Origin of the sequence: Clostridium sp. 1001275B_160808_H3, assembly GCF_015550425.1 — a bacterium.
Classification (GTDB): Bacteria; Bacillota; Clostridia; order Clostridiales; family Clostridiaceae; genus Clostridium.
On the sequence record NZ_JADNAT010000005.1, the window covers coordinates 23,868 to 50,672 of the forward strand.

25 protein-coding genes are annotated in these 26,805 nt (G+C 26.3%); 21 read left to right on the plus strand and 4 right to left on the minus strand.

Annotated features, from left to right (window positions below):
* Positions 1 to 464: 464 nt before the first annotated feature.
* The 5 genes from I2A75_RS05150 to I2A75_RS05170 all read left to right on the plus strand — a co-directional run bounded on the left by I2A75_RS05150 (position 465) and on the right by I2A75_RS05170 (position 7,004).
* On the plus strand, positions 465 to 2,201 hold the full coding sequence (locus I2A75_RS05150) for an ABC transporter ATP-binding protein (RefSeq protein ID WP_195263411.1): 1,737 nt from the start codon (positions 465 to 467) through the stop codon (positions 2,199 to 2,201).
* Between the two features lies 1 nt (position 2,202).
* Positions 2,203 to 3,993 (plus strand): ABC transporter ATP-binding protein, encoded by a 1,791-nt coding sequence (locus I2A75_RS05155; protein WP_195263412.1) that lies wholly within the window; start codon positions 2,203 to 2,205, stop codon positions 3,991 to 3,993.
* Between the two features lie 289 nt (positions 3,994 to 4,282).
* Positions 4,283 to 5,110 carry an alpha/beta hydrolase gene (locus tag I2A75_RS05160; RefSeq protein ID WP_195263413.1) on the plus strand — a complete coding sequence of 276 codons (828 nt, stop codon included), beginning with the start codon at positions 4,283 to 4,285 and terminating at the stop codon, positions 5,108 to 5,110.
* Between the two features lie 359 nt (positions 5,111 to 5,469).
* Complete coding sequence (locus I2A75_RS05165) at positions 5,470 to 6,006, plus strand: MarR family winged helix-turn-helix transcriptional regulator (protein WP_195263414.1); 537 nt, start codon at positions 5,470 to 5,472, stop codon at positions 6,004 to 6,006.
* A 359-nt stretch (positions 6,007 to 6,365) separates the two neighbouring features.
* Entirely contained in the window at positions 6,366 to 7,004 is a 639-nt protein-coding gene (locus tag I2A75_RS05170) for a nitroreductase family protein (protein ID WP_195263415.1), read from the plus strand.
* Positions 7,005 to 7,069: 65 nt separating this feature from the next.
* On the opposite strand, the gene I2A75_RS05175 is transcribed toward I2A75_RS05170, so the two are convergent.
* The 3 genes from I2A75_RS05175 to I2A75_RS05185 all read right to left on the minus strand — a co-directional run bounded on the left by I2A75_RS05175 (position 7,070) and on the right by I2A75_RS05185 (position 9,256).
* A complete protein-coding gene (locus tag I2A75_RS05175; RefSeq protein ID WP_195263416.1) occupies positions 7,070 to 7,717 on the minus strand; it encodes a pentapeptide repeat-containing protein in 648 nt (215 codons plus the stop codon).
* A 140-nt stretch (positions 7,718 to 7,857) separates the two neighbouring features.
* Entirely contained in the window at positions 7,858 to 8,679 is an 822-nt protein-coding gene (locus I2A75_RS05180; protein ID WP_195263417.1) for a Cof-type HAD-IIB family hydrolase, read from the minus strand.
* A gap of 241 nt (positions 8,680 to 8,920) precedes the next feature.
* A complete protein-coding gene (locus tag I2A75_RS05185; RefSeq protein WP_195263418.1) occupies positions 8,921 to 9,256 on the minus strand; it encodes a helix-turn-helix domain-containing protein in 336 nt (111 codons plus the stop codon).
* Positions 9,257 to 9,393: 137 nt separating this feature from the next.
* On the opposite strand from I2A75_RS05185, the gene I2A75_RS05190 reads away from it, so the two are divergent.
* The 4 genes from I2A75_RS05190 (at position 9,394) to I2A75_RS05205 (ending at position 13,724) form a co-directional block, all read left to right on the plus strand.
* Complete coding sequence (locus I2A75_RS05190) at positions 9,394 to 9,798, plus strand: pyridoxamine 5'-phosphate oxidase family protein (protein WP_195263419.1); 405 nt, start codon at positions 9,394 to 9,396, stop codon at positions 9,796 to 9,798.
* A 278-nt stretch (positions 9,799 to 10,076) separates the two neighbouring features.
* Positions 10,077 to 11,783, plus strand: coding sequence for a hypothetical protein (locus I2A75_RS05195; protein WP_195263420.1), 1,707 nt, complete (start codon positions 10,077 to 10,079; stop codon positions 11,781 to 11,783).
* A gap of 73 nt (positions 11,784 to 11,856) precedes the next feature.
* Positions 11,857 to 12,873 carry an oxidoreductase gene (locus tag I2A75_RS05200; protein ID WP_195263421.1) on the plus strand — a complete coding sequence of 339 codons (1,017 nt, stop codon included), beginning with the start codon at positions 11,857 to 11,859 and terminating at the stop codon, positions 12,871 to 12,873.
* A gap of 140 nt (positions 12,874 to 13,013) precedes the next feature.
* A complete protein-coding gene (locus tag I2A75_RS05205) occupies positions 13,014 to 13,724 on the plus strand; it encodes an SDR family oxidoreductase (protein WP_195263422.1) in 711 nt (236 codons plus the stop codon).
* A gap of 266 nt (positions 13,725 to 13,990) precedes the next feature.
* Here the strand turns inward: I2A75_RS05205 and I2A75_RS05210 are convergent, their stop codons facing one another.
* Positions 13,991 to 14,455 carry a GreA/GreB family elongation factor gene (locus I2A75_RS05210; protein ID WP_195263423.1) on the minus strand — a complete coding sequence of 155 codons (465 nt, stop codon included), beginning with the start codon at positions 14,453 to 14,455 and terminating at the stop codon, positions 13,991 to 13,993.
* A gap of 257 nt (positions 14,456 to 14,712) precedes the next feature.
* Between I2A75_RS05210 and I2A75_RS05215 the strand changes: the two genes are divergently transcribed.
* The 12 genes from I2A75_RS05215 (at position 14,713) to I2A75_RS05270 (ending at position 26,746) form a co-directional block, all read left to right on the plus strand.
* Positions 14,713 to 15,414 (plus strand): hypothetical protein, encoded by a 702-nt coding sequence (locus I2A75_RS05215; RefSeq protein ID WP_195263424.1) that lies wholly within the window; start codon positions 14,713 to 14,715, stop codon positions 15,412 to 15,414.
* A gap of 234 nt (positions 15,415 to 15,648) precedes the next feature.
* Positions 15,649 to 16,416, plus strand: coding sequence for an SDR family NAD(P)-dependent oxidoreductase (locus I2A75_RS05220; protein WP_195263425.1), 768 nt, complete (start codon positions 15,649 to 15,651; stop codon positions 16,414 to 16,416).
* Positions 16,417 to 16,694: 278 nt separating this feature from the next.
* Entirely contained in the window at positions 16,695 to 17,237 is a 543-nt protein-coding gene (locus I2A75_RS05225; RefSeq protein WP_195263426.1) for an isochorismatase family cysteine hydrolase, read from the plus strand.
* Positions 17,238 to 17,253: 16 nt separating this feature from the next.
* Positions 17,254 to 17,475 (plus strand): hypothetical protein, encoded by a 222-nt coding sequence (locus tag I2A75_RS05230; RefSeq protein WP_195263427.1) that lies wholly within the window; start codon positions 17,254 to 17,256, stop codon positions 17,473 to 17,475.
* Between the two features lie 6 nt (positions 17,476 to 17,481).
* Positions 17,482 to 17,832, plus strand: coding sequence for a hypothetical protein (locus tag I2A75_RS05235; RefSeq protein WP_195263428.1), 351 nt, complete (start codon positions 17,482 to 17,484; stop codon positions 17,830 to 17,832).
* A 257-nt stretch (positions 17,833 to 18,089) separates the two neighbouring features.
* A complete protein-coding gene (locus I2A75_RS05240; RefSeq protein ID WP_195263429.1) occupies positions 18,090 to 18,320 on the plus strand; it encodes a hypothetical protein in 231 nt (76 codons plus the stop codon).
* Between the two features lie 53 nt (positions 18,321 to 18,373).
* Entirely contained in the window at positions 18,374 to 19,012 is a 639-nt protein-coding gene (gene yidC / locus I2A75_RS05245; RefSeq protein WP_195263430.1) for a membrane protein insertase YidC, read from the plus strand.
* Positions 19,013 to 19,095: 83 nt separating this feature from the next.
* On the plus strand, positions 19,096 to 19,899 hold the full coding sequence (locus I2A75_RS05250; protein ID WP_195263431.1) for a Tim44-like domain-containing protein: 804 nt from the start codon (positions 19,096 to 19,098) through the stop codon (positions 19,897 to 19,899).
* Positions 19,900 to 20,136: 237 nt separating this feature from the next.
* Positions 20,137 to 21,501, plus strand: a complete 1,365-nt coding sequence (gene trkA, locus I2A75_RS05255; protein ID WP_195263432.1) for a Trk system potassium transporter TrkA — start codon at positions 20,137 to 20,139, stop codon at positions 21,499 to 21,501.
* Between the two features lies 1 nt (position 21,502).
* Positions 21,503 to 22,951: a TrkH family potassium uptake protein gene (locus I2A75_RS05260; protein WP_195263433.1), complete on the plus strand. Its 1,449-nt coding sequence runs from the start codon at positions 21,503 to 21,505 to the stop codon at positions 22,949 to 22,951.
* A 199-nt stretch (positions 22,952 to 23,150) separates the two neighbouring features.
* A complete protein-coding gene (locus I2A75_RS05265; RefSeq protein ID WP_195263434.1) occupies positions 23,151 to 23,585 on the plus strand; it encodes a hypothetical protein in 435 nt (144 codons plus the stop codon).
* Positions 23,586 to 23,860: 275 nt separating this feature from the next.
* Entirely contained in the window at positions 23,861 to 26,746 is a 2,886-nt protein-coding gene (locus tag I2A75_RS05270; RefSeq protein WP_195263435.1) for an ABC transporter substrate binding protein, read from the plus strand.
* Positions 26,747 to 26,805: the final 59 nt, after the last annotated feature.

Below are 26,805 nucleotides of genomic sequence, written 5' to 3' on the forward strand. Positions count from 1 at the left end.
AACAAAAAAGTATTTAAAAGTAACAAAATATATTGACAAAATTTACAAATAGGAATATGATGGTAAAGTAATAAAGTAAAAATATAAAAAGGAGGTAGGAAAATGTCAAACATTATGTTTAATTTAGAAATGTTATTTAAAGATAATAAAAGTAAATATATTAAAAACTATATTAATAATCCTATCTCATTGTGTAAGTTTATATGTAGGTGATTTATACAATATTACTTTATAAAAGTATATATTCGTTAAAAATATAAGAATATTACTTGAATTTATATAAAGATAATTAGGGCCAAGGGTTATTACTCCTGGCTTTTTATTTTGTTTAAAATTATAAAAACATATAAGTAAAAGGTCATGGGTAACTGTGGCCTTTTTGTCTTTTTAAGAAGGAGAGAGGGGTGTATGTATAACAAATAATCAAAAATAATATTAGTAATGAATTAAAGGGGGAAAATTTTATGACTAGAGTACTAAAATATGTTTCAAAATACAAGTCGATGCTAATAATTGGAACATTATCTATGCTTGCAGTAATTGGGGTAGATTTATTTATACCATACTTGCAACAAATCTTTATAGATGATGGAGTTATAGCAGGAAACAACAATATAATAATTAAAGTTTTGTTAGGAATGCTATTAATTACAATAATAAAAGCTATTTTTGGATATTTAAAAGAATTTCTTTATGATCTTTTAAGTGTAAGAGTTCATGAAGATATAAAAAATGATTTATTTAATCATATTCAAAAATTAGAATTTAAGTATTTTGATAATATGAATACTGGTGAGCTAATGTCAAGAATAGGAGAAGATGTAGAAAATATATGGCAAACTATAGGGTTTGGACTTAGATTGTTTATAGAAAATATAATATACTTTGTAGTTTCTACAGTTATCTTATTCAAATTAAATTTTACCTTAGCTTTAGCTTGCTTTATCATAATGATACCAATAGGTTTTATAGCAATAAAGTTAGAAAATAAATTTGGGAAATCTTATGAAGAGATAAGTGATCAAACGGCTAAGATTAATACAACAGCTCAAGAAAATATAGCAGGGGTAAGATTAGTAAAGGCATTTTCAAGGGAAAAATATGAAATAACAAAATTTTTAAAGATGAATAGAAGTTACTATGATTTAAACATGAAACAAGCTAAAATAATCGGTGACTTTTTTCCACCAATAGAATTTTTAACAAATATATCATTGGTTATAATGATAGTTTTTGGTGGATATCTTGTTATGAAAGAAAATATTACTATAGGAGTTCTAGTAGCATTTAGTGGGTATATTTGGAATCTTATATGGCCAATGAGAATGTTAGGAGAATTAATAGATTTACTTTCTAGAAATAGTGCTTCAGCTAAAAAGATATTTGAAATAATGGATAGAGAACCTGAAATTAAAAGTAAAGAAAAAAGCTATAAAAATAATGACTTAAAAGGAGATATAACCTTTAATAACGTTAGCTTTAAATATAATGATGAATATGTTTTAAAGAATATAAATTTAGATATTAAATCTGGAGATACAGTAGCTATAATGGGAACTACAGGTTCAGGTAAATCAACTTTAATTAATTTGATAGGAAGATATTATGATTTAAGTGAAGGAAATATAAAAATAGATAATGTAGATATAAAAGATTATGATTTAGACTTTTTAAGAAAAAATATGTCTATAGTTCCACAAGATACATTTTTATTTTCAGATTCAATAATTAACAATATAAAATTTAGTAATGAAAATGCACAAACAAAAGAAGTTGAAAAAGCAGCTTCATTAGCATGTGCCTTAGATTTTATAGAAGAACTAGAAGAAGGTTTATATACAGAAATAGGAGAAAGAGGACTTGGTTTATCAGGAGGACAAAAACAAAGAATATCAATAGCTAGAGCATTAGTAAGAAACTCTAAAGTATTAATATTAGATGATTCTACATCTGCATTAGATATGGAAACAGAACATGAATTATTAAAAAATCTATCAAAAAGAGATGTAAAGAGCACAACTTTTATTATAGCTCATAGAATTTCTGCTGTAAAAAATGCAGATATAATAATCTATTTAGAAAATGGTGAAATAAAAGAAAAGGGAACCCATGAAGAACTATTAAAGCTTAAGGGAAAGTATTTTGATATTTATTGCAACCAATTTAAAGACTTTAATGAAATAGAAGAGGAGGTGGTTTAAGATGGAAAATACAAATTTAATAAAAAAAGATGAAGAAGTAATAAGAAGAAGTAAAAGCGAAATAACAGTAAAGCTTTTAGAATATCTTAAACCTTATAAATTTAAATCCTTTATAGTTATATTACTTATGATATTTGTTATGATATCTTCAATAGTTAATCCATTGCTTTTAAAGATAGCAATAGATAAGTATGTAGTAAATAAGGATGTAAAAGGATTGATTTTAATAGGAATAATACTAATAGTATTAAATTTACTTGCATGGGGTTTATCAAAAATTAGATGGAATATGATAACTTCAATAACTAATAATATTTTAGTTAATATAAGGCATGAATTATATAGTCATATACAATACTTATCATTTGATTTTTTTGATGGAAGACCAGTTGGGAAAATACTTTCAAGAGTAGTTTCAGATGTTAATTCATTAAAAAATTTATTTTCTCAAAGTATTCAATCTCTTATACCACAATTATTAAATCTTTTATGTGTAGCTATTATTATGTTTTTTCTTAACTATAAACTAGCTTTAGCCTCAGTAGCATTACTACCAGTACTTGGTATAGCTATGTTTTGTATTGAAATATATTCAAGAAGAAGATGGGAAATTTATAGAAATAAGAGGTCAAACTTGAATGGTTTTACTCATGAGGATTTTTCAGGAATAAAAATAGTTCAAGGGTTTGCTAAAGAGAAAGGAACAGAAAATAATTTTAAATCAATGGTAAAGGAATTAAGTAATTCTTTTGTAAGAGCTGTTATGTTAAATGATTTCTTTTGGCCACTTGTAGAATTATCATGGGGAGCTGGTACTTTAATAGTATTTGCAGTTGGATATAAATTAGTTATAAATAATGAAATACAAATAGGAACATTAATAGCATTTTCAATGTATGTAGGAATGTTTTGGAGACCTATAATGAATCTTTCAAGTTTTTATAATACTTTAATCACAAACTTTTCAGCAGCAGATAGAATATTTGATATTTTAGATATGAAGCCAGTAATAAAAAATGAAGAAAATGCAAAGAAAATTGGGAAAATTCAAGGTGTTGTAGAATTTAAAGATGTTAATTTTTCTTATGATGAAAATACAAAAGTTTTAAAAGATATAAACTTCAAAGTTAATAAAGGTGAAAAAATAGCATTAGTTGGAGCAACTGGTGCAGGAAAAACAACTATAGTTTCTTTATTAAGTAGATTCTATGATCCTACATCTGGAGAAGTTTTAGTGGATGGAAAGAATATAAAAAATGTAGATTTAGAATCTTTAAGAAGTCAAATGGGAATAATGCTTCAAGATACATTTTTATTTTCAACAACTATAATGGAAAATATAAGATATGGAAGATTGGATGCAACTGATGAAGAAGTTATAAATGCAGCAAAGGCAGTTAATGCTCATGAATTTATTTTAAAATTAGAAAATGGATATAACACAGAAGTAAATGAAAGAGGTACAAGATTATCTTTAGGACAAAGGCAGTTAGTATCATTTGCAAGAGCATTACTTGCAAATCCTAGAATATTAATATTAGATGAAGCAACATCTAATATAGATACAGAAACAGAAAAATTAGTACAAGAAGGTATAGAAAAATTACTTCATGGAAGAACATCCTTTGTTGTAGCACATAGATTATCTACCATAAGAGATTGCGACAAAATTATGGTTATAAATGACGGAAGAATAGAAGAAGTAGGTAACCATAATGAATTACTAAATAATAAAGGTAGTTACTATGATTTGTATATTACACAGTATAAATTCTTAAATGAAGGAGCATAAAAGGAATTGTCAAGCTAAGTTGTACACTTAGCTTGTTTTTCATTAAAGAGCTCTAAATATGCTTATATACAAAACATTTTCTTTGGCACTATTTAAATAATTTTCAGCAATCTTATAATATTTTTGTGTAGGAGCATTCCTTTAAGAAATAAGTATAAAGTTACATAATTTAAATTTTAAAGTTAATAAAATTTTGGAATTGATACAGAGTATATAGATTTAAAAAGTAAAATAAAAGATATATAATTAATATGAAAACAAAATAAATATTATAAAAGGGGAGTTAGAGATGATATATGAGAAAATAAATCTAAGGGATATTTCAAGTAAATTAAAAGATAGCAATGCTATAATGAGTAATTATATTCCAGAAAATAGTGAAGAAATTAATATAAATAAGAAAAGAGAAACTATAATTATATGCCCAGGAGGGGGATATGTAGGAACATCTGATAGAGAAGCTGAACCAGTTGCATTTAAATTTATTGCAGAAGGGTTCAATGTGGTTGTCTTAAGATATAGTGTTGCTCCAAATAAATTTCCTAAAGCATTAACAGAACTTGCAGCTACTGTTAATTATATTCGTAGTAAAGGTGAAGAGTGGAATGTTGATAATAATAAGATTATAGTATGTGGATTTTCAGCAGGTGGACATCTTGCAGGAAGTTTAGGAGTTTTATGGGATAATAAAATTTTAGAGGAAACTTTAGGATTAAGCAAAGATGATATAAAACCAAATGCAATGATACTTTGTTATCCAGTTATAACTAGTGGTGAATTTGCTCATAAAGGTTCTTTTGATAATTTATTAGGAGAAAATACAAGTGAAGGTGAAAGAGAAAAACTTTCTTTAGAAAAATTAGTATCAAAAAATACACCTAAAACATTCTTATGGCACACTTTTGACGATGGAGCAGTTCCAGTACAAAATTCTTTATTTTTTGCAAATTCATTAGCAGCTAATAATGTACCTTTTGAACTTCATATATATCCAAGCGGTGTACATGGATTAAGTCTTTGTGAAGAACTTACTGCTATGAATGGGCAAAGTGAACACATCAATGATCATGTATCTACTTGGTTTAATTTAGCAGTAGAATGGATTAAAAAACTTTAAAATTAGTTATAAATTGAGAATTAAATATAATGATATGTATTAACTTTCCGATTTTTATATAATATCGAATTGTAGTTTCTCATTATAATAAAATCTCCAATTTAATGCATATCATTTATGAGGCTAATTGCTAATTTAACTGTATAAAGTGGCAGAATATAAGTTATCGTAGCATTTATATTCGTAATTTATAATTATTATTTTTGTTTATCTGTTGAACATATATTTTATTTAAGACATATTAAAAATACAAAAATAGTTAGGAACCTAAATATTTTTGTTAACATTTATGGAAATAGTAGCATATACTAAAATTAGTTAGGTACCTAAGTAATTTAAAATAGTTTGGAGGAATTAAAATGACAGATAAAAATTCAAGTGAATTATATGATGCTATGCAAAAGTTAAATAGATATATGCACAGAAGTAGACATAAAGCAATGAAATCAAAAGATGGGATTCATCATGGGAAAATGATGTTATTAGCTTTAATTTCAGAAAATGATGGAATTATACAAAGAGATTTAGCAGAAATGATTGATATGAGACCATCATCAATGACAGAAATGCTTTCTAGTTTAGAAAAGAATTCATTAATTAAACGTGAGCAAGATGAAAAGGATCGTAGAATTATGCATGTTTATTTAACTGAAGCTGGAAAGTCATCATTAGAAGAAGTTGAAAATATAAATGATAATTTATCAAATTCAATATTTAATTGCTTAACTGTTGAAGAAAAAGAAAAAATGTTAGGTATTATAAACAAAGTAAATAAGAATCTTGAATCACTAAATAATATAGGTGAGGATGATGACAAGTGTGGAGAGGGGCATCATGGACATAGTTGCAATCATAGAAAATGTGGAGCAGGAAGATGTCACCATCATCATGGATAAAAGAAAATTTATTATAGTTTAGTAAAAATAACTATAGATGGAATTATAAAATACTATTGTAGGAGATCGTGGAATTAAGTTATCAGAAAGAGAAAAGCAACTTATACCTATTGCTAGAGTAATTTTAAAAAATCCTAAAATTATAATTTTAAATGTAGCAACATCTTCTTTAGATTCTGTTTCTGAAATGTATATACAAAAAGCTTTAGTTTCACTATTAATTTAAAAAAGCCTAAGTTATAAATTGAATTCATTATTTAAAATTTATAATATGCAGAGAAAATTTTTAAAAAGTTGACGTGAAATGCCTTTTTATTTATAATTTCAGTAGTATTAAAGTTTATAAGGAGAAATAGCTAATGACAAACTTGGATTTTATTTATAATCGTAAAAGTATAAGACAGTTTAAGGACATACCAGTAAAAAAGGAAGATATATTAGAAATAATAAAGGCTGGGACTTATGCACCATCTCCAAAGCATCAACAAAACTGGCACTTTGTTGTATTACAGAATAAAGAAGTAATAGATGAAGTAGCTAATATAGTTACTAAAAGCCATGAAAGAATTGGACAACTTGCAAAAAATGAAAAAGATTTTAAAAGACATATGAGTGTAATAAACTATTATACATGTTTTAAAAATGCACCTGTTGTGATATTAGTATATGGTAGTGAATATAAAATGATAGAATATAAGATATTAAAAGAAAATAATGCACCAAAAGAAGTTTTAGATGTATTATTATCACCACAATCAGCAGCTCAAGGAATAGGAGCAGCAGTGGAAAATATATTGCTTGCAGCAACAGAAATGGGATATGGAACTTGTTACATGACAGGACCTACACATGCAAAAAGTGAAATTGAAAGTTTAATTAACTTTAATAAAGATGGTTACGAGCTTATGTCTATGGTCGCTTTAGGTGTACCTGAGGATAATACTCCAAAACAGCCACCACGTAAAGCATTAGAAGAAGTTGTAACATTTATAGATTAATCACAAAGGGGCTAACGAAACGTGAGCCCCTTTTAAAAAAAATTATTATTTAAGATTTATTATTTTTACGATTCTGGCATATTTTTAATAAGTTTTATTATATAACTTAGAGTATAAAAATCTCTATCTAATTCATTAGTAATATAATTTAACCCTTTAATTAATGTTTCTTCATTAAAGTTTTCTAAAAGAATCATAATGTTTAAGTAATTAAGATCCCCATCTTTTGTGTCTAGAATTCTTGAAGCTTTTATGTATTTATTATTGAAAGTATTAAAAGCTGTATTTTTAAGTTCTTCACTTATTTCTATTTTAGGCATTTCATCAAAAATTCTTATTTCAGGATTATTAATATCTAAATTTTTAGCTTTACTTACATCTGTTGATACAAATATAGTATTTATAAATTTTGCATCTTTAAAGTCAACATCTTGTAATTTAACGGAGTCAAATATGGTGTTTTCAAAGATTGCATTTTTAAAATTACTCTTTCTAAAATTTGTTCCTATAAATTCAGACCATTTAAAACTACATTTCATAAAGCTAGATGATTTAAAGTGTGCTCCTCTAAAATTTACATAATCAAAGTTTGAACCAGCAAAATTACAGTTATAGCAATTACTTTTTTCAAGATTTTGATACATAAAGTTCTTATCTTTCTTTTCTATATTATTATAATGAAAATTTCTTTTTGTGTTTTGGTTTACAGCCATTATTGCCTCCATCTTAATCCATTTGGATAAATTAAATTGTATTTTAGATTTATTTAGTCTAGTTAATATTATCATACTGGTAAGATTATTACTAATAAATAATGTAGATATAGGTTTACTTTAAATATCAGGCAATATTATTATACATATTTTCTTATTGCTTTAGCGACACCTGCATTTGTATTAGATTCCGTAACAAATGTTGCAGATTCTTTAACTTTATCAATAGCATTTCCCATTGCAACCCCAACTTCAGCAAACTCAATCATAGAAAGATCATTTTCACTATCACCAATACACATAACTTCACTTCTATCTAAGTCTAAATATTTTGTAAGATATTGTACAGCCTCTCCTTTAGAACTACCTTTTTTCATAATCTCAAAATTATCATTCCAAGAAGAAACTATTTCTAAGTTAGGACATTTTTCTTTGAGTTCCTCTTTAGCTTTTAATAGCTTAGCAGTATCATTTTTTTCTATGCAGACTCCTTTTAAAATTTGACCATCATATAATTTATAAATATCATGAATATTATCTAAAACCTCTAATTTAATTTTATCTTCATCTTTAAGTGTTTTATTTAATATTTTATAAATATTATTTTCAGGTAAATCTTCCATAGAAACAATTCCAAAATTAGCTGTTAAATATGAAAATAAATTATATTTTTTAGAAATTTCTAGGAAACTTTCAGCATCATCAATATTTAAAGGATTATTATATATTTCTTTTCCATCACTACCACCAATAAATGCACCATTAGAAGCAATAATAGGCGTAGTTAATCCTATTAAGTCGGAATAAAGCTTAGCACAGTTATAAACCCTTCCTGTAGTAATTGCAACATGAACACCTTTGTTTATGGCATATTTAATTGCATTTTTATCTTCCTCTGAAACATTATGTTGATCCATTAAAAGTGTTCCATCCATGTCAATGCATATAAGTTTAATACTCATAATAAAACCTTCTTCCTAAGTAAAATAATATAGTTATTATATACCTTTCTTGTTTAAACTAGAAATAAGTATTTTAAATGTTAATCATAAAATAAGTTTATATATTAATAGTATGCCATAATAGAAGTTTATTTAAATAATGATCTTGAAAATTCAAAATTTGAAGTTTTGATACCGATAAGAAAGAAATAGAGATTAAATAAGCAAAGGGAGTCGCGTTTCGCGACCCCGTTTCTAGTTATTAGGTATCCACATTTTTAAAGTAATTAATTTTATAGTCAGCCCCCCATTCAAGCATAGAATCTAATATAGGTTTTAAACTATGTCCAAGTTCTGTTAAAGTATATTCAACTCTTGGTGGAACTTCAGCGTAAACTTTTCTGATTAATAGCCCACTTTCTTCCATTGAGCGGAGGTTTGAAGTTAGAACTTTTTGGGTTATAGTACCTAAAGATTTTTTTAATTCCCCAAATCTTTTTGTTCCAGTAAGTAAATCACGTATAATCAATACCTTCCACTTATCTCCAATAAGTTGTAGTGTAACTTCAACAGGACAAGTCGGTAGTTCTTTATTCATATAATGTACATCCCCCTTCAATAGTATCTAAATAGATACTATAGCACTTTCAAGTGCTTACTATACAATTGATATTATTGAATTTATTATTATATTGCAAGGAAAAATTATAATAAATTAATGGGGGTTAATTTAAGATGAATGAAGTAGTAGAATTTTTAAAAGAAAATGCAGTTCAATATTTTGCAACTGTAGGTTTAGATGGAAAGGCGAAAGTACGTCCATTTCAATTTATGCTTGAAAAGGAAGGAAAGCTATATTTTTGTACAAATAATAAAAAGGATGTGTTTAATGAAATTAAGAATAATCCTTATGTAGAAGTATGTGCATCTAGCCCTAAATTTGAGTGGCTTAGACTAAATGGGAAAGTAGTATTTTCAAATGATTTAGATATAAAAAGGGAAGTTATAGAATCTAGCAGCCTTGTTAAATCCTTATATAAAAATGCTGAAAATCCAATTTTCGAAATATTTTATCTTCAAGAAGTTAAGGCTGTAATATCAGATTTTTCAGGAAATCCACCAAGAGAATATAATTTATAAAACTAATAAATAGTAATAAAAGCTCCTTAATCATATTTTAATATATGTTTTAAGGAGCTTTTTTGATTTTTATAATATTTAATGATTAGTATGAATTTGAAAGATTAATTATTATATGATTATTTTAATATTATCAGTATTTTGAAGATAAGCAATTACAATCTGAAGTTGATAGTAAGGAGACAAGCATGGATTTAATATATAAAATTGATTTAAGTTATAGATAATAGAGTATAATTTGTCTATATTAACAATATTTAAGAAGGAGGAAAATTTAAATGAAAAAGTATAAAGCAATAATAATGTTTAGAACATTTTTATCAATGATAATTAATCCAATATTTGTAATAGTATATTTGATATCACTATATGAATTTTATACTTTGTGTAGATTTGGAAGAGTTGATCATAATATTACAATTTTATTTATATGTATGTTATTCTTTTTGGCTTGTATTATTTATTTAATTGACATGACTAGGCGGAGATACATGATTTCTTCAGGGCGTATTATAGATAATTATATATTTTACAGTGATAGTATAATAATTTTAAAAGATACAGAAATAAGATTTGATTTTGAAGAAATTAAATTGTTTAAAATAAACAATAAATATGCTTATATAGAATTTAAAAATAGAGAAATTTTAATTTTAAATATGAGGAATAAGACTCCTTATGAAATAAAAAATATAAGGGACTCTATAAATAATTATGTAAGTACATTGAATAAATCTTCTTTAAAAACAATTTGGACATATATAGCAATAATTATTATAGTTATTACAACATTATTTTATGGGGCAAAAATATATCATAGTGCAACCAACTTTAGAGGAAAACTTTCATGGGTTTTATATGATTTAGGTCATAAAAAAGAAATAAAACTAGAACATAATAATATTTATGAAGATGGTATAGAAGGCCTATTTAATGATATTAATGACAAGCTTCATATGCCAGAAACTTTATATCTTTCTGATGACTTTAGTCTTGAGTTTGATTCGGAAGGAAGAATTCAGTCTTTTTATTGCTTTCTTTATGGAAAGAATGATAAAGATGAATTAGAAAGTTATTTAATTTCGTATGACAGTAATAAGTCTAAAAAGATAAGTATATCTTTAAATGGATATGTTAATGCAGATTTTAATGAGGATAAGCTTCTAAAACCATTAATTAATACATTGAAGGTTGTTACGCTTAAAGATACAGTAAGTAAATGGAATGAAAATAAGTTTGGAATTCTTTATTATGGGAAAAGAAGCTTTGGTTTTAATAAAGAAGGGGTTGTTTATATAGATAAAGAGGGCAATACAAAGTTACCATATGAAATAAATTCTGAAATAATAGGATATACAGTTTCAGTATATGTTCCAGGAAAAGAGGATATATATACTCCTGTTAGATATAACTTAGTAGAAGATTTAAATAATATAAAAGGTGATAAGCTAAATAAAACTGAAAATAGAAAACCTGTGAGTACAGCAAATAGTGAAGATAAAGAATTCTATTTATCCGACAGTACTGGATATAAATTAAGAGTTGTTGGGGCAGCAGCAGGTAGTAGATTTTATTCTTTAGAAGGAACTAAGGATGGGGGAGCTACATGGGATATTATAAATGAAGATCCATTTATGGGAAGAGGTGGAGGAGCATCAGGAGTAGCCTTTATAAATGAGAAGCTTGGATTTATAGCTTTATCGCATAGTGGTGGTAGTTATGGTGAACTATATCGTACTGAAGATGGAGGTTTATCTTTTGAAGTAATTAATCTTCCTAAGATAGATGTAACTCTTAATGATGGAAGTGTTATTTCTGTATTTGATTTTCCTGAAATGCCTTATGAAGAAAATGGACCTTTAAATGTATTAGTTGGTCAAGGTGCTGATGGAGATTATAATGGGAATTCTAGTGCATTATATCAATCAAAGGATAGTGGAATAACATGGGAATATATTGAGGAAGTTAAGAAAGCAAGAGAATAAATAATAAAAATATAGAAGTTTCTAAATAAAATGATATAATTTCAATAAAATATAAATTTTACGGAGGAGAAATATGCTTACAATTGGTTATATAGGAAATGGAAAAAGTACTAATAGATATCATTTACCATTTGTTTTACAAAGAAAAAATATAAATGTAAAGACAATATATCAAAGAAATTCTAAAAATGAAGCTTGGGATAGAATAGAAGGAGTAAATTATACATCTGACCTAGATGAATTATTAAATGATAAAGATATACAATTAATCGTAGTTTGTACAAGGCAAGATAGTCATTATAATTACGCAAAATTAGTATTGGAGCATAACAAGCATTGTTTAGTTGAAAAGCCATTTATGAAAACTTATGATGAAGCAAAAGAAATATTTGACTTAGCAAAGGAAAAAGGGCTAATAGTTCAAGCATATCAAAATAGAAGGTTTGATAGTGATTTTTTAACAGTTCAAAAGGTAATAGAAGAAGGTAAGCTTGGAGATTTGCTAGAGCTTGAGATGCATTTTGATTATTATCGTCCAGAGGTGCCAGAATCAACTAATAGTTTTTCACCTTATGATTCATATTTATATGGTCATGCTTGTCATACATTGGATCAAGTTATAAGTTATTTTGGAGAGCCAGATAAAATTAATTATGATGTTAGACAATTACTAGGAACAGGCAGAATGAATGACTATTTTGATTTGGATTTATATTATGGAGTATTAAAAGTATCTGTTAAATCTAGTTACTTTAGAATAAAAGAAAGACCTAGCTTTGTTTTATATGGCAAAAAAGGATGCTTTGTAAAAGAAACTAAAGATAGACAAGAAGAGCATTTAAAGATGTTTTATATGCCAACAAATAAGGACTTTGGAGTTGATACCTTTAATCATTATGGAACATTAACATATATGGATGATGAAGGAACAATCCATGAGGAAAAAGTTAAATCTGTTAATGGTGATTATGGAAGAGTATATGATGATTTATATGAAGCAATAGTAAATAATAAAAATAAAACTATAACAGACGAGCAAACTTTATTGCAACTAAAAATATTAGAAGAGGGAATAAAGAATTTAAAGTAAGATAAATTGTAGATATCTTTAAATACATTAGATTAAAGATATCTTTTACTTTAAATTTTATAGTATACATTCAGATAAATATGTGAATATATGGCTTTGAAGTTGTGAACTTATAAGTTAGTATGGAGGTGTATGGTTATATGAAAGTTACATTAATTACAGGAGCAGCAAAAGGAATAGGATACCACTTAGCAGAAGGTTTTGCTGATAAAGGATTTAAAGTAATTGCAGTAGATATTTTAGATGCTAAATATAATAATGAAAATATTGAATTTTATAAAGCAGATTTAAAAAATGAAAATGAAATAAAAGATGTTTTTGCTAAAGCAATTGAAAAATATGGAGCTATTCATATATTGATAAATAATGGAGCGATAAGTTCATATAGTAAATCAATATTTAATATTAACATAGAAGAATTCGATAATGTTATAAATACAAATTTAAGGGGAAGCTTTATTTGTTGCAAAGAATTTGTGAAAGCAAATAAGGGTCAAAGCTTTGGAAGAATTATAAATATAGCTTCAACTAGATATAATCAAAATGAATCAGATTGGGAAGCATATGGAGCATCAAAAGGTGGAATTGTTTCCTTAACTAATAGTTTAGTTATATCTTTATCAAATACACCGATAACTGTAAATGCTATAAGCCCTGGATGGATACAAGTAGATAATTATGAATATCTTAGAGAAATAGACCATAAACAACATCCATCAGGTAGGGTAGGAAAGCCAAGTGATATATTAAGAACATGTTTGTTTTTATGTGAAGAAGAAAATGATTTTATAAATGGAGCAAATATTATCATAGATGGTGGAATGACAAAAAAGATGATTTATGAAGAATAATTGTTATAAATTGCGACTTAAACATAATGATATGTATTAACTTTCCGATTTTTATATAATATCGAATACAATTCTAAATTTAACTGTGTAAAGTGGCAGAATATAGTTGGCGAAGATAAATAGACTGTGGAATAAGCATATAGCGAGCAATTAGAAGCACTTGGCGAAGGAAGAACTACTAGGCCTTAGTTTTGCTTAACTATTTAGCTTATGGAACATATCTATTTATCGTAGCCTTTATATTTGTGCTACAGGCACTTTTGCTATTATAAAATTTCTAATATTTCAACTGTATATTTATCTTCAGGAGCTTCAACTTCAACAATATCTCCAACTTTCTTGCCTTTTAAAGCTAACCCAAGATCTGATTCTATGCTTATGCACATATTTTCAGGGTCTGAATCCATAACAGTAACTAAAGTTATAACATCTTCAAAATCGTCTTCTATAAACTTAATTTTAGCTTTACTATTTATTCCTAAAGCAGATTTATCAATTTCTTCATCATCTATAACAGTTGCTGTTGAAATCATGTTTAATAAGTATTGAATTCTATTATCATTTTCTCTATAGTTTGCACAAGCCTCTTTATACTCTGCATTTTCTGATCTATCACCATGTGCAGCGGCTATTGCTTTTTCTTTTGCAATTTCAGCTCTTTTTACTGTCATTCTATATTCTAATTCTTCTCTTAATTTTTTTATATTTTCTTCAGTTAGCGTATTATTCATAAAACTAAACCCCTCTCAATAGATATCATGTTAATATTATATAATATATAGAAAAAAATAAAAGATTTTTTATATAAAAGCTATAGCAAGTAATATAAGGTAACTTATCAAAAATAAATTTGATTCATTTACTATAATTTTTATTTATAATATGGATACTTAAGTTAATACAAAATATAATAACAGTATTACTAAGTTAATAAGCATTAACACAAAAGAAATAATATAGTATATAAATAGTTTTAAGGAGGATAAAAATGAATAAGAAGTTATCTATAATAATTGCTTCTATAGTTTCTGTTTTAATTATATTTATAGTTACAGTTATATCCCTTAATAAAATCAATAAAAACAAAAGTGAAAATATTAATAAGGATAATAATGAGATAAATAATATGGCAGAAACAGAAAATAAAAATGAAAATGAAATATTAAATTTTATAAGTTCAATATCTGGACTTCAAGCTAATAATATAGAAGTGATAAATAATCCAATAGGAGTTAAGGGAGAATTATTTGCTTCAGAAGAAACTATATTAAATGGAATGGATTATTTTTTAGAAAAAACTAATAACGAAAAAATGAAAGATGTTAATGTAAGAATAGATGATGATTATATCAGTATTTATGTAAATTATGAAATTTCAAATGACTTAAAAACACCAATTGAAGTAAAGATTAAGCCAAGTGTTAATAGTGATGAAGATTTGGTAATAACAATAGATGAAGTAAAGTGCTTAGATTTAAGAATATCAAATTGGATAGTTAATTTAGTTTTAAAAAGTTTTGTGAAAGATTGGTTTCCTGAAGATGGAGAAGTAAATGTAGAGTTCGATAAAGGAGATGCAATAGTATATAAGGATAATTTTAAAGGAATTAATTTGAAATCAATTTCTTTAGAAGAAAATGGGCTTAAAATAAATGCTATTATAGATTTAAAACATATTATTAATAAATAAGATTAAAATTGAGATGTTGTTTAGTTTTAATTTAACATTATAGGTTTTTTATTAAAGGGCTGTTTGTAACAGCTCTTATTTTATTTGTTTGTAAGTTGCTTTCTGTATTGATTGAATTGATACTAAATAAAAAAAGAAATATTTACATAAACTATAAGGAATACTTTTATATAAAGAACTTTATAATTAAATGTATAAATAAATTAGTACATTAAAAATATGGGAGGTATAAATATGTTTGATTTAAAGGGAAAAATTGCAGTAGTTACAGGTGCATCAAGTGGACTTGGAAGGGATGCCGCAATAGCATATGCTAAAGAAGGTGCAAATGTTTGTGTTTTAGCAAGAAGAGTTGAAAAAATAGAAAGTTTAGCAAAAGAAATAGAAGCTTTAGGAGTAGAATCCATTGCAGTTAAATGTGATGTCACTAATGAAGAGGAAGTGAAAGCTGCAATAGAAGCTGTAATTAATAAATTTGGAAGAATTGATATATTATTAAATAATGCAGGAATCGCAGTACGTGGTGGTGTAGATACCCTTAGCGAAGAAGATTGGGATAAGAGTATGGATACTAACGTGAAAGGTATTTATTTAGTTAGTAAATATGTTATTCCAGTTATGAAAAAGCAAAATTACGGAAAAGTAGTTAACGTTAGTTCAATAAATGCGTTATTAGCAGATAAAGCGGATGTATTTATTAGACATTCTTATAATGCTTCTAAAGCAGCAGTTTTAGGATTGTCAAAAGGTATGGCTGCATCTTATGCTCAATTTGGTATAACAGTGAATTCTGTTTGCCCAGGGTTATTTGAATCTGAAATGACTGAAGATACTTTATTTAAATCACAAGAATTTTTAAAGAGTTATAATACACTTTGTCCAGCATCTAGACCTGCAAAAAAAGGTGAGTTGAATGGAACTATTTTATATTTTTCTTCTGATGCATCAAGTTATGTAACAGGACAACATATTGTGGTAGATGGTGGGCTATCAATAGTTTAAAGTAGATAGAAATATTTTTAATTAAATAATTAAGAAATGAAAGAATGAAAAAATTAAGGTGAAAATCTTTATGGATTTTAGAATAAATAATGCTTTACACAAATAATCTCCCCATATTTTTTATAATTTAGTTTAGAATATTCTTCAAGAGATTGAAAATGAAATAGAGAAATATATTTATTATTAAGTTATTATGATAAAATAATAGTATTAAATTAATAGTAAGGATAGATATAACAACACTTGAAAATAATAATAAAATTGGGGAGGAATTTAAGATGAAAAAATTATTAGTAGTTATTGATTATCAAAAGGATTTTGTTGATGGGGCATTGGGATTTGAGAAAGCTATATCTTTAGAAAATGGAATTTATAATAAAGTAAATGAATATATAAAGGAGAATAACAAGGTGTTATTCACATATGATACTCATTTAGATAATTATTTAGATACTAGAGAAGGAAAAAACTTGCCAGTTGTTCATTGTATAAAAGGTACTAAAGGTCATGAACTATATGGTAGGTTAAAAGAGTTCTCAAATAGAGAAAATACGATTCATTACGAAAAATACGGATTTGGAATGGCACCAAGTGATATGATTAAACTTGCAAACGAAATAGGTGAGGATATTACTGAAATAGAGATAGTTGGAGTAGTTACTAATATATGTGTAATAAGCAATGTAGTGATGTTCCAATCACAATTTAGAAATGCAGAAGTAGTAGTTGATGGAAGTCTTTGTGCTAGCTTTGATGAATCATTGCATGAAAAGACTTTAGATGTAATAGAAGGATTACAAGGTAAGGTAATAAATAGATAAAAATGATAGTATAAAAATGACTAATAAACTTATTAATTTGATAAGGGTATTAGTTATTTTTATATTATCATATAAAGACATACAAAAAGTTGATAGTGCAGAAAATATTATTTCTTGGAATGCAGATAAGTGGAAGCATATAGCAACTTCTAAAATGTTCGAATTATTCTCACTTTTTGGTGACTACTATGGTACAGTTGCACCTATAGGTGAATATCATAGTCATGAAAGGAGTTGATAAAAAATGTCTTTGGAAAGAATTGATTATTACAGAGACTTACAACCATTACACGATAAATGTAAAAGGCTTATGTCTTTTCACGTTATTATTACACTGACAGATGGAAGTACAATTGACGGAATTATTGAGGATGTAGATAGAGATCGTGTTATAGTGTTAGTTGGAGAAGATGTTATGGAACCAGAAGATGAAAATGAATCTAATCAACAACGACAATTCCCAGGTGTCGGTCGTCCAAGAAGAAGATTTAGACGTTTTAGGAGGAAAGGTTTTCCACTTGGAAATTTAGCTGCATTGGCTCTATTAGGATATCCTTATTTTGTCCCACCATTTCCATTTTTCTATACTTTCTAGACTTATCAGAGAAAATACTTAATAAGAAACAATAATTAGAATTAGAAGCACATAGGTATTGTTGTTATATACTAACAGCAGATTTTCTAATAATAACTGGAATCAATTTTAAAATAAAAAAATGATTCCAGTTATTATTTTATTTAGAAGGTATTAAAAAGTGTAAATAAAAGTTATTTAAATTTGTTCCATGTATTGACAGTTGATACGCGATAACATATAATGAGTTATAATATAACTCATAGGGGTGAGAATATATGAAATTTGATATGATATATCTGATTCAATTAGTTTTTATTTTTAGTATTGCAACTTACATATATATATGTTTTAAAGGCTATGTTTATAGAAATAAGGAGAAATTTAATAAAGCAATTTTCAATAATTTGATTAATAAAGAAAGATTAGATTTTTCCAAGATTTTAAATGCTGATGGATATAAGACCTATGAGAAAATAGATATATGGCGGTACTGTACTTTATTTTAAAAGGATGTCTTATAAATTAATTTCAAATTATTTAAATAATTAGGAGGATTTTTATGGACATCATTATAAATATATTTAAATCTATGATAGAGTTTGCTTTTAATATAACAGGGGATTGGGGGATAGCTATAGTATTGATAACAGTAACTGTAAAGCTATTGATGTTACCTTTTTCTATAAAGCAAAGAATTTCTATGAAAAAGCAAATAAATTTTTCTAAGCAAGTAGAGATTGTTAAGAAAAAGTATAAAAATAATAAAAGAAGACAAGATGAGGAATTAAATAAGCTTTATTTAAATAATTCTAAAGGAATGTTTGGATGCTTTCTTTCATTATTGCAGTTACCAGTAGTATCTGGGTTATATATGTCTATAACAAGGCTTCAATTTGAATCTATGACAATGTTAATTCCTTGGGTTATGAATATTGGTAGCACAGATGATAAATTTATTGTTCCTTTGATTTATACAATAGTTTCTATATTACCAAGTATAATTTCTTATTTTAAGATTTTTAATATTAATGAAGAACCGATAAGTATAAAATCTATTATTCCTATGTTGATATTTGGATTAGCTATAACTGTAAAAGCACCTGTGGGAGTTGGAATTTACTTTATAACTTCAAGTATATTTACATTAATAGAGGATACTGGATTTAAGATATATAGTAGAAATAAAGTTTTCGCTTAGATTAAAAAGGATTTAAAGTTTTGCTTTAAATCCTTTTATGTAAAGTAATTAATAAAATTTAAACACTTAAAGGGGAGAGAGTAATGAAGAAATTTAAAGTTAGTAATTTTCTAAAAAGATTTTCAGCAATAATAATGGTGATTTTGGTTGTTAATGGACCATTAGTTGCTTATGCTAGAGCTGGCGGTGGAGGAGGCGGTGGTGGAGGCGGTGGCGGTGGCGGTGGAGGTGGAAGCCATAGTTCCTCTCATGGAGGTTCACCAAGTGGAAGTTATAGAGGAAGAAGTAATCCAATCACTTCAATAATTAATCTTGGCATGTTTGCTATTGTTGGATCAGCAGGAACAATTGTTTTAAAGGTAAGACTTAGTAAAAAGAAAGCAAAAAGTATTTCGGCTATTAAGAATTTATCTAAGAATGATTATAATTGGGATTATAATAGTATAAAGAATGATATAGAAGAAGCTTTTTATAAAGTTCAAGTTGCCTGGATGGAAAGGAATCAAGATTTAGCTAAAGAGTATATGAGTGAAAAGTTATACATAAGGCATAAATCAAAAACAGAATGGATGAAAGTAAGAAAAGAAAAAAACATCCTAGAAAAAATGAAGTTAATAAGCGCTATTCCTATTGCATTGCAGGATCAAGATGGAACTAATGAAGATTCTTTATGGGTTCATATAAAAGCAAAATCAATCGATTATACAATAAAAGAGGAAACAAATGAAGTAATAGAAGGTAATAAATATAGACGTACTCATTTTGAAGAGTACTGGAAATTTATAAAAAATGAAAAGAGATGGATATTAGATGAAATAAGGCAAATTGACGATATTAATGATTTAGATTTTTTTGATATAAATATAAAAAATAAGAAATCTAAGTAATATTATAAATATACAGATATTTTATCTTTTTAAAAAGAAGCTATCTATAATGTTTTATTGTAGGTGGCTTCTTTGTGATGTTGTAGAAAATATTAAAATAAAAATAATTCTCACCTAAATTTAAAGTTTTTTTAAATATTATTTTTACTAGATTTAATCACTATTATTATTTTTATTTGTAAGGTATAATTGATTTATTACACATATGACTAAGATTAGGTAACAAGGAGAATTAACATGAACATTATTATAGTCGGTGCAGGTAAAGTAGGATATACCTTAGCAAAATACTTATCTATGGACGGAGATAATATAACTATTATAGATAATAAGGATGGAGCTTTAGAACAAATTAATAATAATTTAGATGTAATGTGTGTTAAAGGAAACTGTACTAGTTTAAAGGTTCTTGACGAAGCGGGAATAAGAGGTGCTGATTTATTAATTTCAGTAACAGATAGTGATGAGTTAAACATGCTTTGTTCTTTAGCATCTAAAAAGTTAGGAGTTAAATATACTGTAGCTAGAGTTAGAACTCCAGATTATGATGAAGATATAACCTTATTAACTGAAGCAGTAGGAATAGATTTAGTAATAAATCCAGAAAAAGCTGCAGCAATGGAAATAGCTAAGTTAATTAAATATCCATCAGTGTGTAGTATAGATAGTTTTTCCGGTGGTAAAGTGAATTTAGTTGGATTTAAGGTGTCTAATGATACAGATCTCGAAGGTAAAAGGGTAAGTGATATTACTTTTATTAGAGGAAATGTACTATTTTGTGGAGTAGAGAGAAATGATGAATTTATAATGCCTAGAGGAGACTATATTTTTCATAAAGATGACAGAGTATATGTTATAGGTGAACATAAAGATATTCAAAATTTATTTAATAAACTAGGAAAATATAAGAAAAAAGTGAAAAGAGCCATGATTATTGGTGGAGGGAAAATAGCATATTATCTTTCTAAAATGCTTAGTGAAGTTGGAGTGAATTGTAAGATAATAGAAAGAGATATAAAAATTTGTGAAGAGCTTAACGATCTTTTACCAGATTCTATAATAATTAATGGAGATGGTATGGATGAAGAGTTATTATTATCTGAAAGTTTATTAGAAGTTGATAGTTTTATTACTTTAACAGGTAGAGATGAGGATAATATTATAGCGTCTCTTCTAGCAAGTAGCAAATCTGTAAGTAATGTAATAACTAAAATAACAAGAAATAATTATAGAGAAATAGGAAAGACAGTAGGAATAAACTCTATAGTAAATCCAAAGTTAGTTACTGCATATAAGATATTAAGATATGCAAGAACTTTAAGAAATAAGAAAAAATGTTCCATAGAAAATATATATAGAATCTGTAATGATAACGCAGAGGCAGTGGAATTTGTAGTTGGCAATGATACTAAAAATATAAATATAAAATTTAAAAATATTATCTTTAATAAAGATATATTAGTAGCAACAATTGTTAGAAATAATAAGATAATCATTCCAACAGGAGATGATTCTTTAAAAGTAAATGATAGAGTTATTATTGTAACTAAGAATATGAATATCCTTCATATTGATGACATCTTCTCTGGAGGTGGCAGATAATATGAATTATAAAATTATTCTAAAGGTAATAGGTAATGTATTGCTTTATGAATCAATACTTTTACTAATTCCCTTTGGAATATCATTAGCTTTTGGAGATGGAGATAGCTTTGCATTTTTAATTACTATGATTTTAATGATGCCAATAGCTTTGTTACTTAGAAGAATAGAAATTAAAGAAAAAGGGATGTATGCAAAGGAAGGTTTTTTGACTGTAGGATTAGCGTGGATTGTAATAGCAGCATTTGGAGCTTTACCATTTGTTATAAGTGGTGCAATCCCATCTTTTGTAGATGCATTTTTTGAAACTGTATCTGGTTTTACAACAACAGGAGCATCAATATTAACAGAAATTCAGTCATTGCCAAGAGGAATATTATTTTGGAGAAGTTTCACACATTGGATAGGTGGAATGGGATTCTTAATTTTTATATTAGCATTAGTACCATCACTTGGTTCTAATACAATATATTTATTAAGAGCAGAAAGTCCAGGACCAAACCCTGGAAAAATAGTTCCTAAGATAAGAGAAACAGCTAAAATCTTATATATAATATATTTAATTTTAACTGTAATACAAACAATTTTATTGATGGCAGCAGGTCTTTCTCCATATGATTCGGTAATACATGCATTAGGAACAGCAGGAACAGGTGGTTTTTCTAATATGAATTCAAGTGTTGCTGCGTTTAATAACCCTGCTGTTGAGTGGATTATAACAGTATTTATGATATTATTTGGAATTAATTTTGCCTTATATTTTCAAATAATAAAAGGAAATGTTAAGAACTTTTTCAAGAGTGAGGAACTAAAATATTATTTATTAATGATTTTGATATCTATAATATTTATAACGATAAATATTCTGGATTTTAATAATGGAAATTTAATTGAATCAATAAGGCAATCATCATTTCAAGTTGCATCTATAGTTACTACTACAGGATATGCGACAGTAGATTTTAATTTATGGCCAACACTAAGTAAAATTATAATAATGATACTTATGCTAACAGGTGCAATGGCGGGATCTACAGGTGGTGGAGTAAAAACAATAAGAATAGTTATAATACTTAAGGCTATAAGACGTGGTATAGATAAAATATTACATCCTAAAAGAATACAAAGTGTTAAAGTAGATGGAAAATTAGTTGATGAAGAAACTATATCAGGTGTATTTTTATTTATAGGAGCACACATTGTAATTTCGTTAATAGCGATGTTTATTGTTGCCTTTGATGGGTTTGACTTAGTTACAACATCAACATCTGTATTAACAACTATAAGTAATGTTGGACCAGGATTTGAAATGGTGGGACCAATAGGTAACTTTTCAGCATTTTCACCATTAAGTAAAATAACATTATCTTTTTGTATGCTTGCTGGTAGGTTAGAAATTTATCCAATGTTAATTATGTTTAGTAAATCAATTTGGAAAAAGACTTATTAAATTAAACTTGATATAAAAAAAGATATTTAAAGTTAGTAACTTTAAATATCTTTTTTTATTAATTTAAATCTCAAAATTAATAAGAAGCCTTAAAATATGAACTAGTTTACTGTAGGTAGAATAAGATAATATGTAGAATATTCCTTAATATTTCTATTTAGATTTTTATCAAATGAATAATTGAAATGAGTGGTAAATTATGTTTAACAAGAGAAGAATGTTTTATAGATACATTGGTTCAGGTTCGGCACGAAGAGTATTTGACCTAGGAAATGGATATGTGATAAAAATTGCAAAAAATGAAGCTGGAATAGCGCAAAATAAAGTTGAATATCAAATTTCATCAATAGATTCCTCAGATTTATTTGCAAAGGTGAAGGAAGCCTCTTATAATTTTGATTATCTAATAATGCAAAAAGCAGATAAAATAAACAATATTAAAGATATTCTTTATTATTTTAATGTTAGAAGCATTGACGAACTCTTTAGCTTAAGAGAACTTCAGAATATTGTATATAGATATAATTTATTAGCAAATGATCTCTGCAGGACTAGTAGCTGGGGAATAGTTAATGGGGAACCAGTCATTATTGATTATGGTTTTACAAGAGAGGTTAGAGCAAGATATTATTAAGAGGTACAATTGAGAGTGTAAAAATAATTTTAAGCATTTATTTTAAGGAGTTACTGCATCGATCTATGAAGTTTACACTCTCTTAAATATATATGTATAATATAAATTAATTAATAATACTTTTTGGTTTTTACTGTAGAAAAATGCTATATCATTGAGTATAATTATTTTGTGAAACCCTATATTAAATTATAAGACAACTTTAAAAGTCGCAATTAGAAAAAGAGTACAAATAAATACAGATTAATAATTTATTTTATGGTTAGGGGGATGTAATGGGTGGAAATTTGAAAAAGAAGATGTTTTCCTTCATAATATTTTTATTTATTATCTTGAATTTTCAAGTTCCTATAAAGGCTGAATCAAATAAAAAAATATTAATTTTAAATTCATATAGTGAAGAGTTACAGTGGACTAGAGATATTGAGGAAGGTATACAAAAAACTCTAGGAGTAAGAGATGATTTAATATTATATTATGAATTTATGGACTTAAAAAATAATAGAGGCGAAACTTATATATGCATATTAAATGAACTTTATACTGAGAAATATAAGAATACTAAATTTGATGCAATTATATGTTCAGATAATGATGCATTAAATTTCATGATAAATTATGGGGAGGATATTTTTGGAAGCATACCAGTTGTATTTTGTGGAATAAATAACTTTAATGATGAAATGCTTAAAGGAAAATCCAATTATACAGGAGTAGTGGAAGCTATAGATGTGCAGTCTACAATAGATAGTATATTATTTTTTCAGGAAGATGTAAAAGAGGTTATGGTAATTTCAGATTCTATGTCTTCTGGGAAGCTAAATGAGGAATTAGTTAGAAAAGCTATATCTAAATATAGCTATGATATTAATTTTAATTTTTATAGAGATATTGATTTATCTGAAATTTTAGATAAAAGAAATAATTTAAATAAAGAAACTGCTATTCTAATGATAGGACAATTAAAATCAGAAGCTGGTAATTATGTACCTTATGGTGAAATTAATAGCTATTTAAAAGAATTAAATATACCCGTTTATGTGTGCTGGGATTTTATGTTAACAGATAATATTATAGGCGGGAAAGTAATAGATGGATATAGTCAAGGGAAAATTGCAGCAGAGATGACATTAAATATTTTAAATGGAGAGAATGTGCAAAATATACCTATTGAAAGAGAATCACCTAGTAAGTTCATATTTGATTATAATGAGTTAAATAAATATGATATATCTATAGACAAGATTCCAAGTACATATAATATTATAAATAAGCCATTCTCATTTTATAGTACATATAAAATAGAAATATATATAGTTTCTATCGTAATTTTATCTTTAGTAATTCTTATAGTAATATTAATTATTAATATAAAAAAAAGAATTATAACTGAAAAAGAATTAAGTAGAAATTATGATGAACTAAATGTTGTTTATGAAGAACTTGCGGCTACAGAAGAGTCATTAGAAATGCAATATAATGAAGTACAAGCTAGTGAAGAGAGATATAAGCTTGCTGTTGATGGAGCAAATGATATAATTTGGGAATATGATTTTAAAAATAAAGAACATTATTTATCAGATAAGTTTGGAAGCTTACTTGGATATACAATTTATAGTTCAGAAGATTTAATAGATACATTTAAAAAAATAATATTAAAGGAAGATTTAGAAAAAGTATTATTATTGTTTGAAGAACATTTAAATAAAAAATCTTCTTATTTTAATGTTGAATGTAGGGTAGTTGACATACTTAATAATATTAAGTGGGTATTTATAAGGGGTAAAGCATTAATTGATAGTGAAAATAATCCAGTAAAGATTTCGGGCTCTATTTCAGATATTACTGAAAGAAAAAATGCAGAAGAAAAAATTGAAACTTTAGCGTTTTATGATCAATTAACTAGATTGCCTAATAAGCATATGTTCTTAGATAAAGTTGATGATGAATTATTAGGGGATTTAGAAACGGAATATAGAGGAGCAGCATTTTTAATTGATATAGATAATTTTAAAAATATAAATGATACTTTAGGACATGATTATGGAGATGAATTCTTAAAATGTATTGCAAAAGAATTTATAAAAATTTTAGATAATGATGAATTTATATGTAAATTAGATGGAGATGAATTTCTAATATTAAATTTAGACATCAATGGAAAATCAAAAGTTGAAGAACTAGCTATTAAAATTCTAGAATTATTTAAAAATCCATTTAAAGTTAAGGGAAAAAACATTTTTACTAGTGTAAGTATTGGTATAAGTATTTTTCCAAATGATGCTTCAAATAAATCAGAGCTTCTTAAAAATTCAGATATAGCTATGTATAAAGCTAAAGAAAATGGTAAAAATAGATATTTATTTTATCATGAAAGTATGTCTAAAGATATAGTTAGAAAATCGCAATTAATAGATGGTCTTAGAAATGCTATTTGTAAATCAGAATTTAAATTACTATATCAACCTCAAATAGATATTAATGATTCTAAAGTTATAGGAGCAGAAGCTTTATTAAGATGGATAAGCAATTCCTTTGGAAATGTTTCACCAATAGAATTTATACCACTTGCAGAGCAAAGTGAATTAATAATATCAATTGGGGAATGGGTATTATACAATGCTTGCATAAAGAATAAGGAGTGGCTTGATAAAGGAATTACTCCAATGACTATAGCTGTTAATGTTTCAGTTATACAACTTTATCAAAGTAATTTCTTAAATACAATAAAAGAAATATTAGATAAAAGTGGGCTACCAGCAGAATACTTAGAAATTGAAATAACAGAAAGCATAGTTATGAATAATATAGAAGAAAATTTAAAGGTACTTAATGAAATAAAAGATTTAGGAGTTAAAATAGCATTGGATGATTTTGGAACTGGATATTCATCTCTTAGCTATTTAAGATTACTTCCAATAGATAAGCTTAAACTAGATAAATCATTTATAGATAATATACATAAAAGTGAAAATGATAGAGTGATAGCTGAATGTATAATTAAACTTGCACATGAAATGAATATAATTGTTGTTGCAGAGGGGGTAGAAATAAAAGAACAGTTTGATATTTTATATGAAATAGGGTGTGATAGAATACAAGGATATTATTTTAGCAAGCCTATTTCATCAGATGAATTTGAATTAATTATGAAATTATGATAAATAAAAATATAGGATTAAATATAAATAATATAAGAGTATGAAGAGCATTTATACTC

What these genes read in the sequence shown, in the direction of transcription:
- I2A75_RS05270 (WP_195263435.1), top strand. Translation starts at nt 23,861, where the DNA reads ATGGGTGGAAATTTGAAAAAGAAGATGTTTTCCTTCATAATATTTTTA.
- I2A75_RS05250 (WP_195263431.1), top strand. Translation starts at nt 19,096, where the DNA reads ATGAAGAAATTTAAAGTTAGTAATTTTCTAAAAAGATTTTCAGCAATA.
- I2A75_RS05260 (WP_195263433.1), top strand. Translation starts at nt 21,503, where the DNA reads ATGAATTATAAAATTATTCTAAAGGTAATAGGTAATGTATTGCTTTAT.
- I2A75_RS05185 (WP_195263418.1), bottom strand. Translation starts at nt 9,256, where the DNA reads ATGAATAAAGAACTACCGACTTGTCCTGTTGAAGTTACACTACAACTT.
- I2A75_RS05200 (WP_195263421.1), top strand. Translation starts at nt 11,857, where the DNA reads ATGCTTACAATTGGTTATATAGGAAATGGAAAAAGTACTAATAGATAT.
- I2A75_RS05170 (WP_195263415.1), top strand. Translation starts at nt 6,366, where the DNA reads ATGACAAACTTGGATTTTATTTATAATCGTAAAAGTATAAGACAGTTT.
- I2A75_RS05235 (WP_195263428.1), top strand. Translation starts at nt 17,482, where the DNA reads ATGTCTTTGGAAAGAATTGATTATTACAGAGACTTACAACCATTACAC.
- I2A75_RS05155 (WP_195263412.1), top strand. Translation starts at nt 2,203, where the DNA reads ATGGAAAATACAAATTTAATAAAAAAAGATGAAGAAGTAATAAGAAGA.
- yidC (WP_195263430.1), top strand. Translation starts at nt 18,374, where the DNA reads ATGGACATCATTATAAATATATTTAAATCTATGATAGAGTTTGCTTTT.
- I2A75_RS05205 (WP_195263422.1), top strand. Translation starts at nt 13,014, where the DNA reads ATGAAAGTTACATTAATTACAGGAGCAGCAAAAGGAATAGGATACCAC.
- I2A75_RS05175 (WP_195263416.1), bottom strand. Translation starts at nt 7,717, where the DNA reads ATGGCTGTAAACCAAAACACAAAAAGAAATTTTCATTATAATAATATA.
- I2A75_RS05160 (WP_195263413.1), top strand. Translation starts at nt 4,283, where the DNA reads ATGATATATGAGAAAATAAATCTAAGGGATATTTCAAGTAAATTAAAA.
- I2A75_RS05265 (WP_195263434.1), top strand. Translation starts at nt 23,151, where the DNA reads ATGTTTAACAAGAGAAGAATGTTTTATAGATACATTGGTTCAGGTTCG.
- I2A75_RS05190 (WP_195263419.1), top strand. Translation starts at nt 9,394, where the DNA reads ATGAATGAAGTAGTAGAATTTTTAAAAGAAAATGCAGTTCAATATTTT.
- I2A75_RS05195 (WP_195263420.1), top strand. Translation starts at nt 10,077, where the DNA reads ATGAAAAAGTATAAAGCAATAATAATGTTTAGAACATTTTTATCAATG.
- I2A75_RS05215 (WP_195263424.1), top strand. Translation starts at nt 14,713, where the DNA reads ATGAATAAGAAGTTATCTATAATAATTGCTTCTATAGTTTCTGTTTTA.
- trkA (WP_195263432.1), top strand. Translation starts at nt 20,137, where the DNA reads ATGAACATTATTATAGTCGGTGCAGGTAAAGTAGGATATACCTTAGCA.
- I2A75_RS05220 (WP_195263425.1), top strand. Translation starts at nt 15,649, where the DNA reads ATGTTTGATTTAAAGGGAAAAATTGCAGTAGTTACAGGTGCATCAAGT.
- I2A75_RS05180 (WP_195263417.1), bottom strand. Translation starts at nt 8,679, where the DNA reads ATGAGTATTAAACTTATATGCATTGACATGGATGGAACACTTTTAATG.
- I2A75_RS05240 (WP_195263429.1), top strand. Translation starts at nt 18,090, where the DNA reads ATGAAATTTGATATGATATATCTGATTCAATTAGTTTTTATTTTTAGT.
- I2A75_RS05150 (WP_195263411.1), top strand. Translation starts at nt 465, where the DNA reads ATGACTAGAGTACTAAAATATGTTTCAAAATACAAGTCGATGCTAATA.
- I2A75_RS05225 (WP_195263426.1), top strand. Translation starts at nt 16,695, where the DNA reads ATGAAAAAATTATTAGTAGTTATTGATTATCAAAAGGATTTTGTTGAT.
- I2A75_RS05165 (WP_195263414.1), top strand. Translation starts at nt 5,470, where the DNA reads ATGACAGATAAAAATTCAAGTGAATTATATGATGCTATGCAAAAGTTA.
- I2A75_RS05210 (WP_195263423.1), bottom strand. Translation starts at nt 14,455, where the DNA reads ATGAATAATACGCTAACTGAAGAAAATATAAAAAAATTAAGAGAAGAA.
- I2A75_RS05230 (WP_195263427.1), top strand. Translation starts at nt 17,254, where the DNA reads ATGACTAATAAACTTATTAATTTGATAAGGGTATTAGTTATTTTTATA.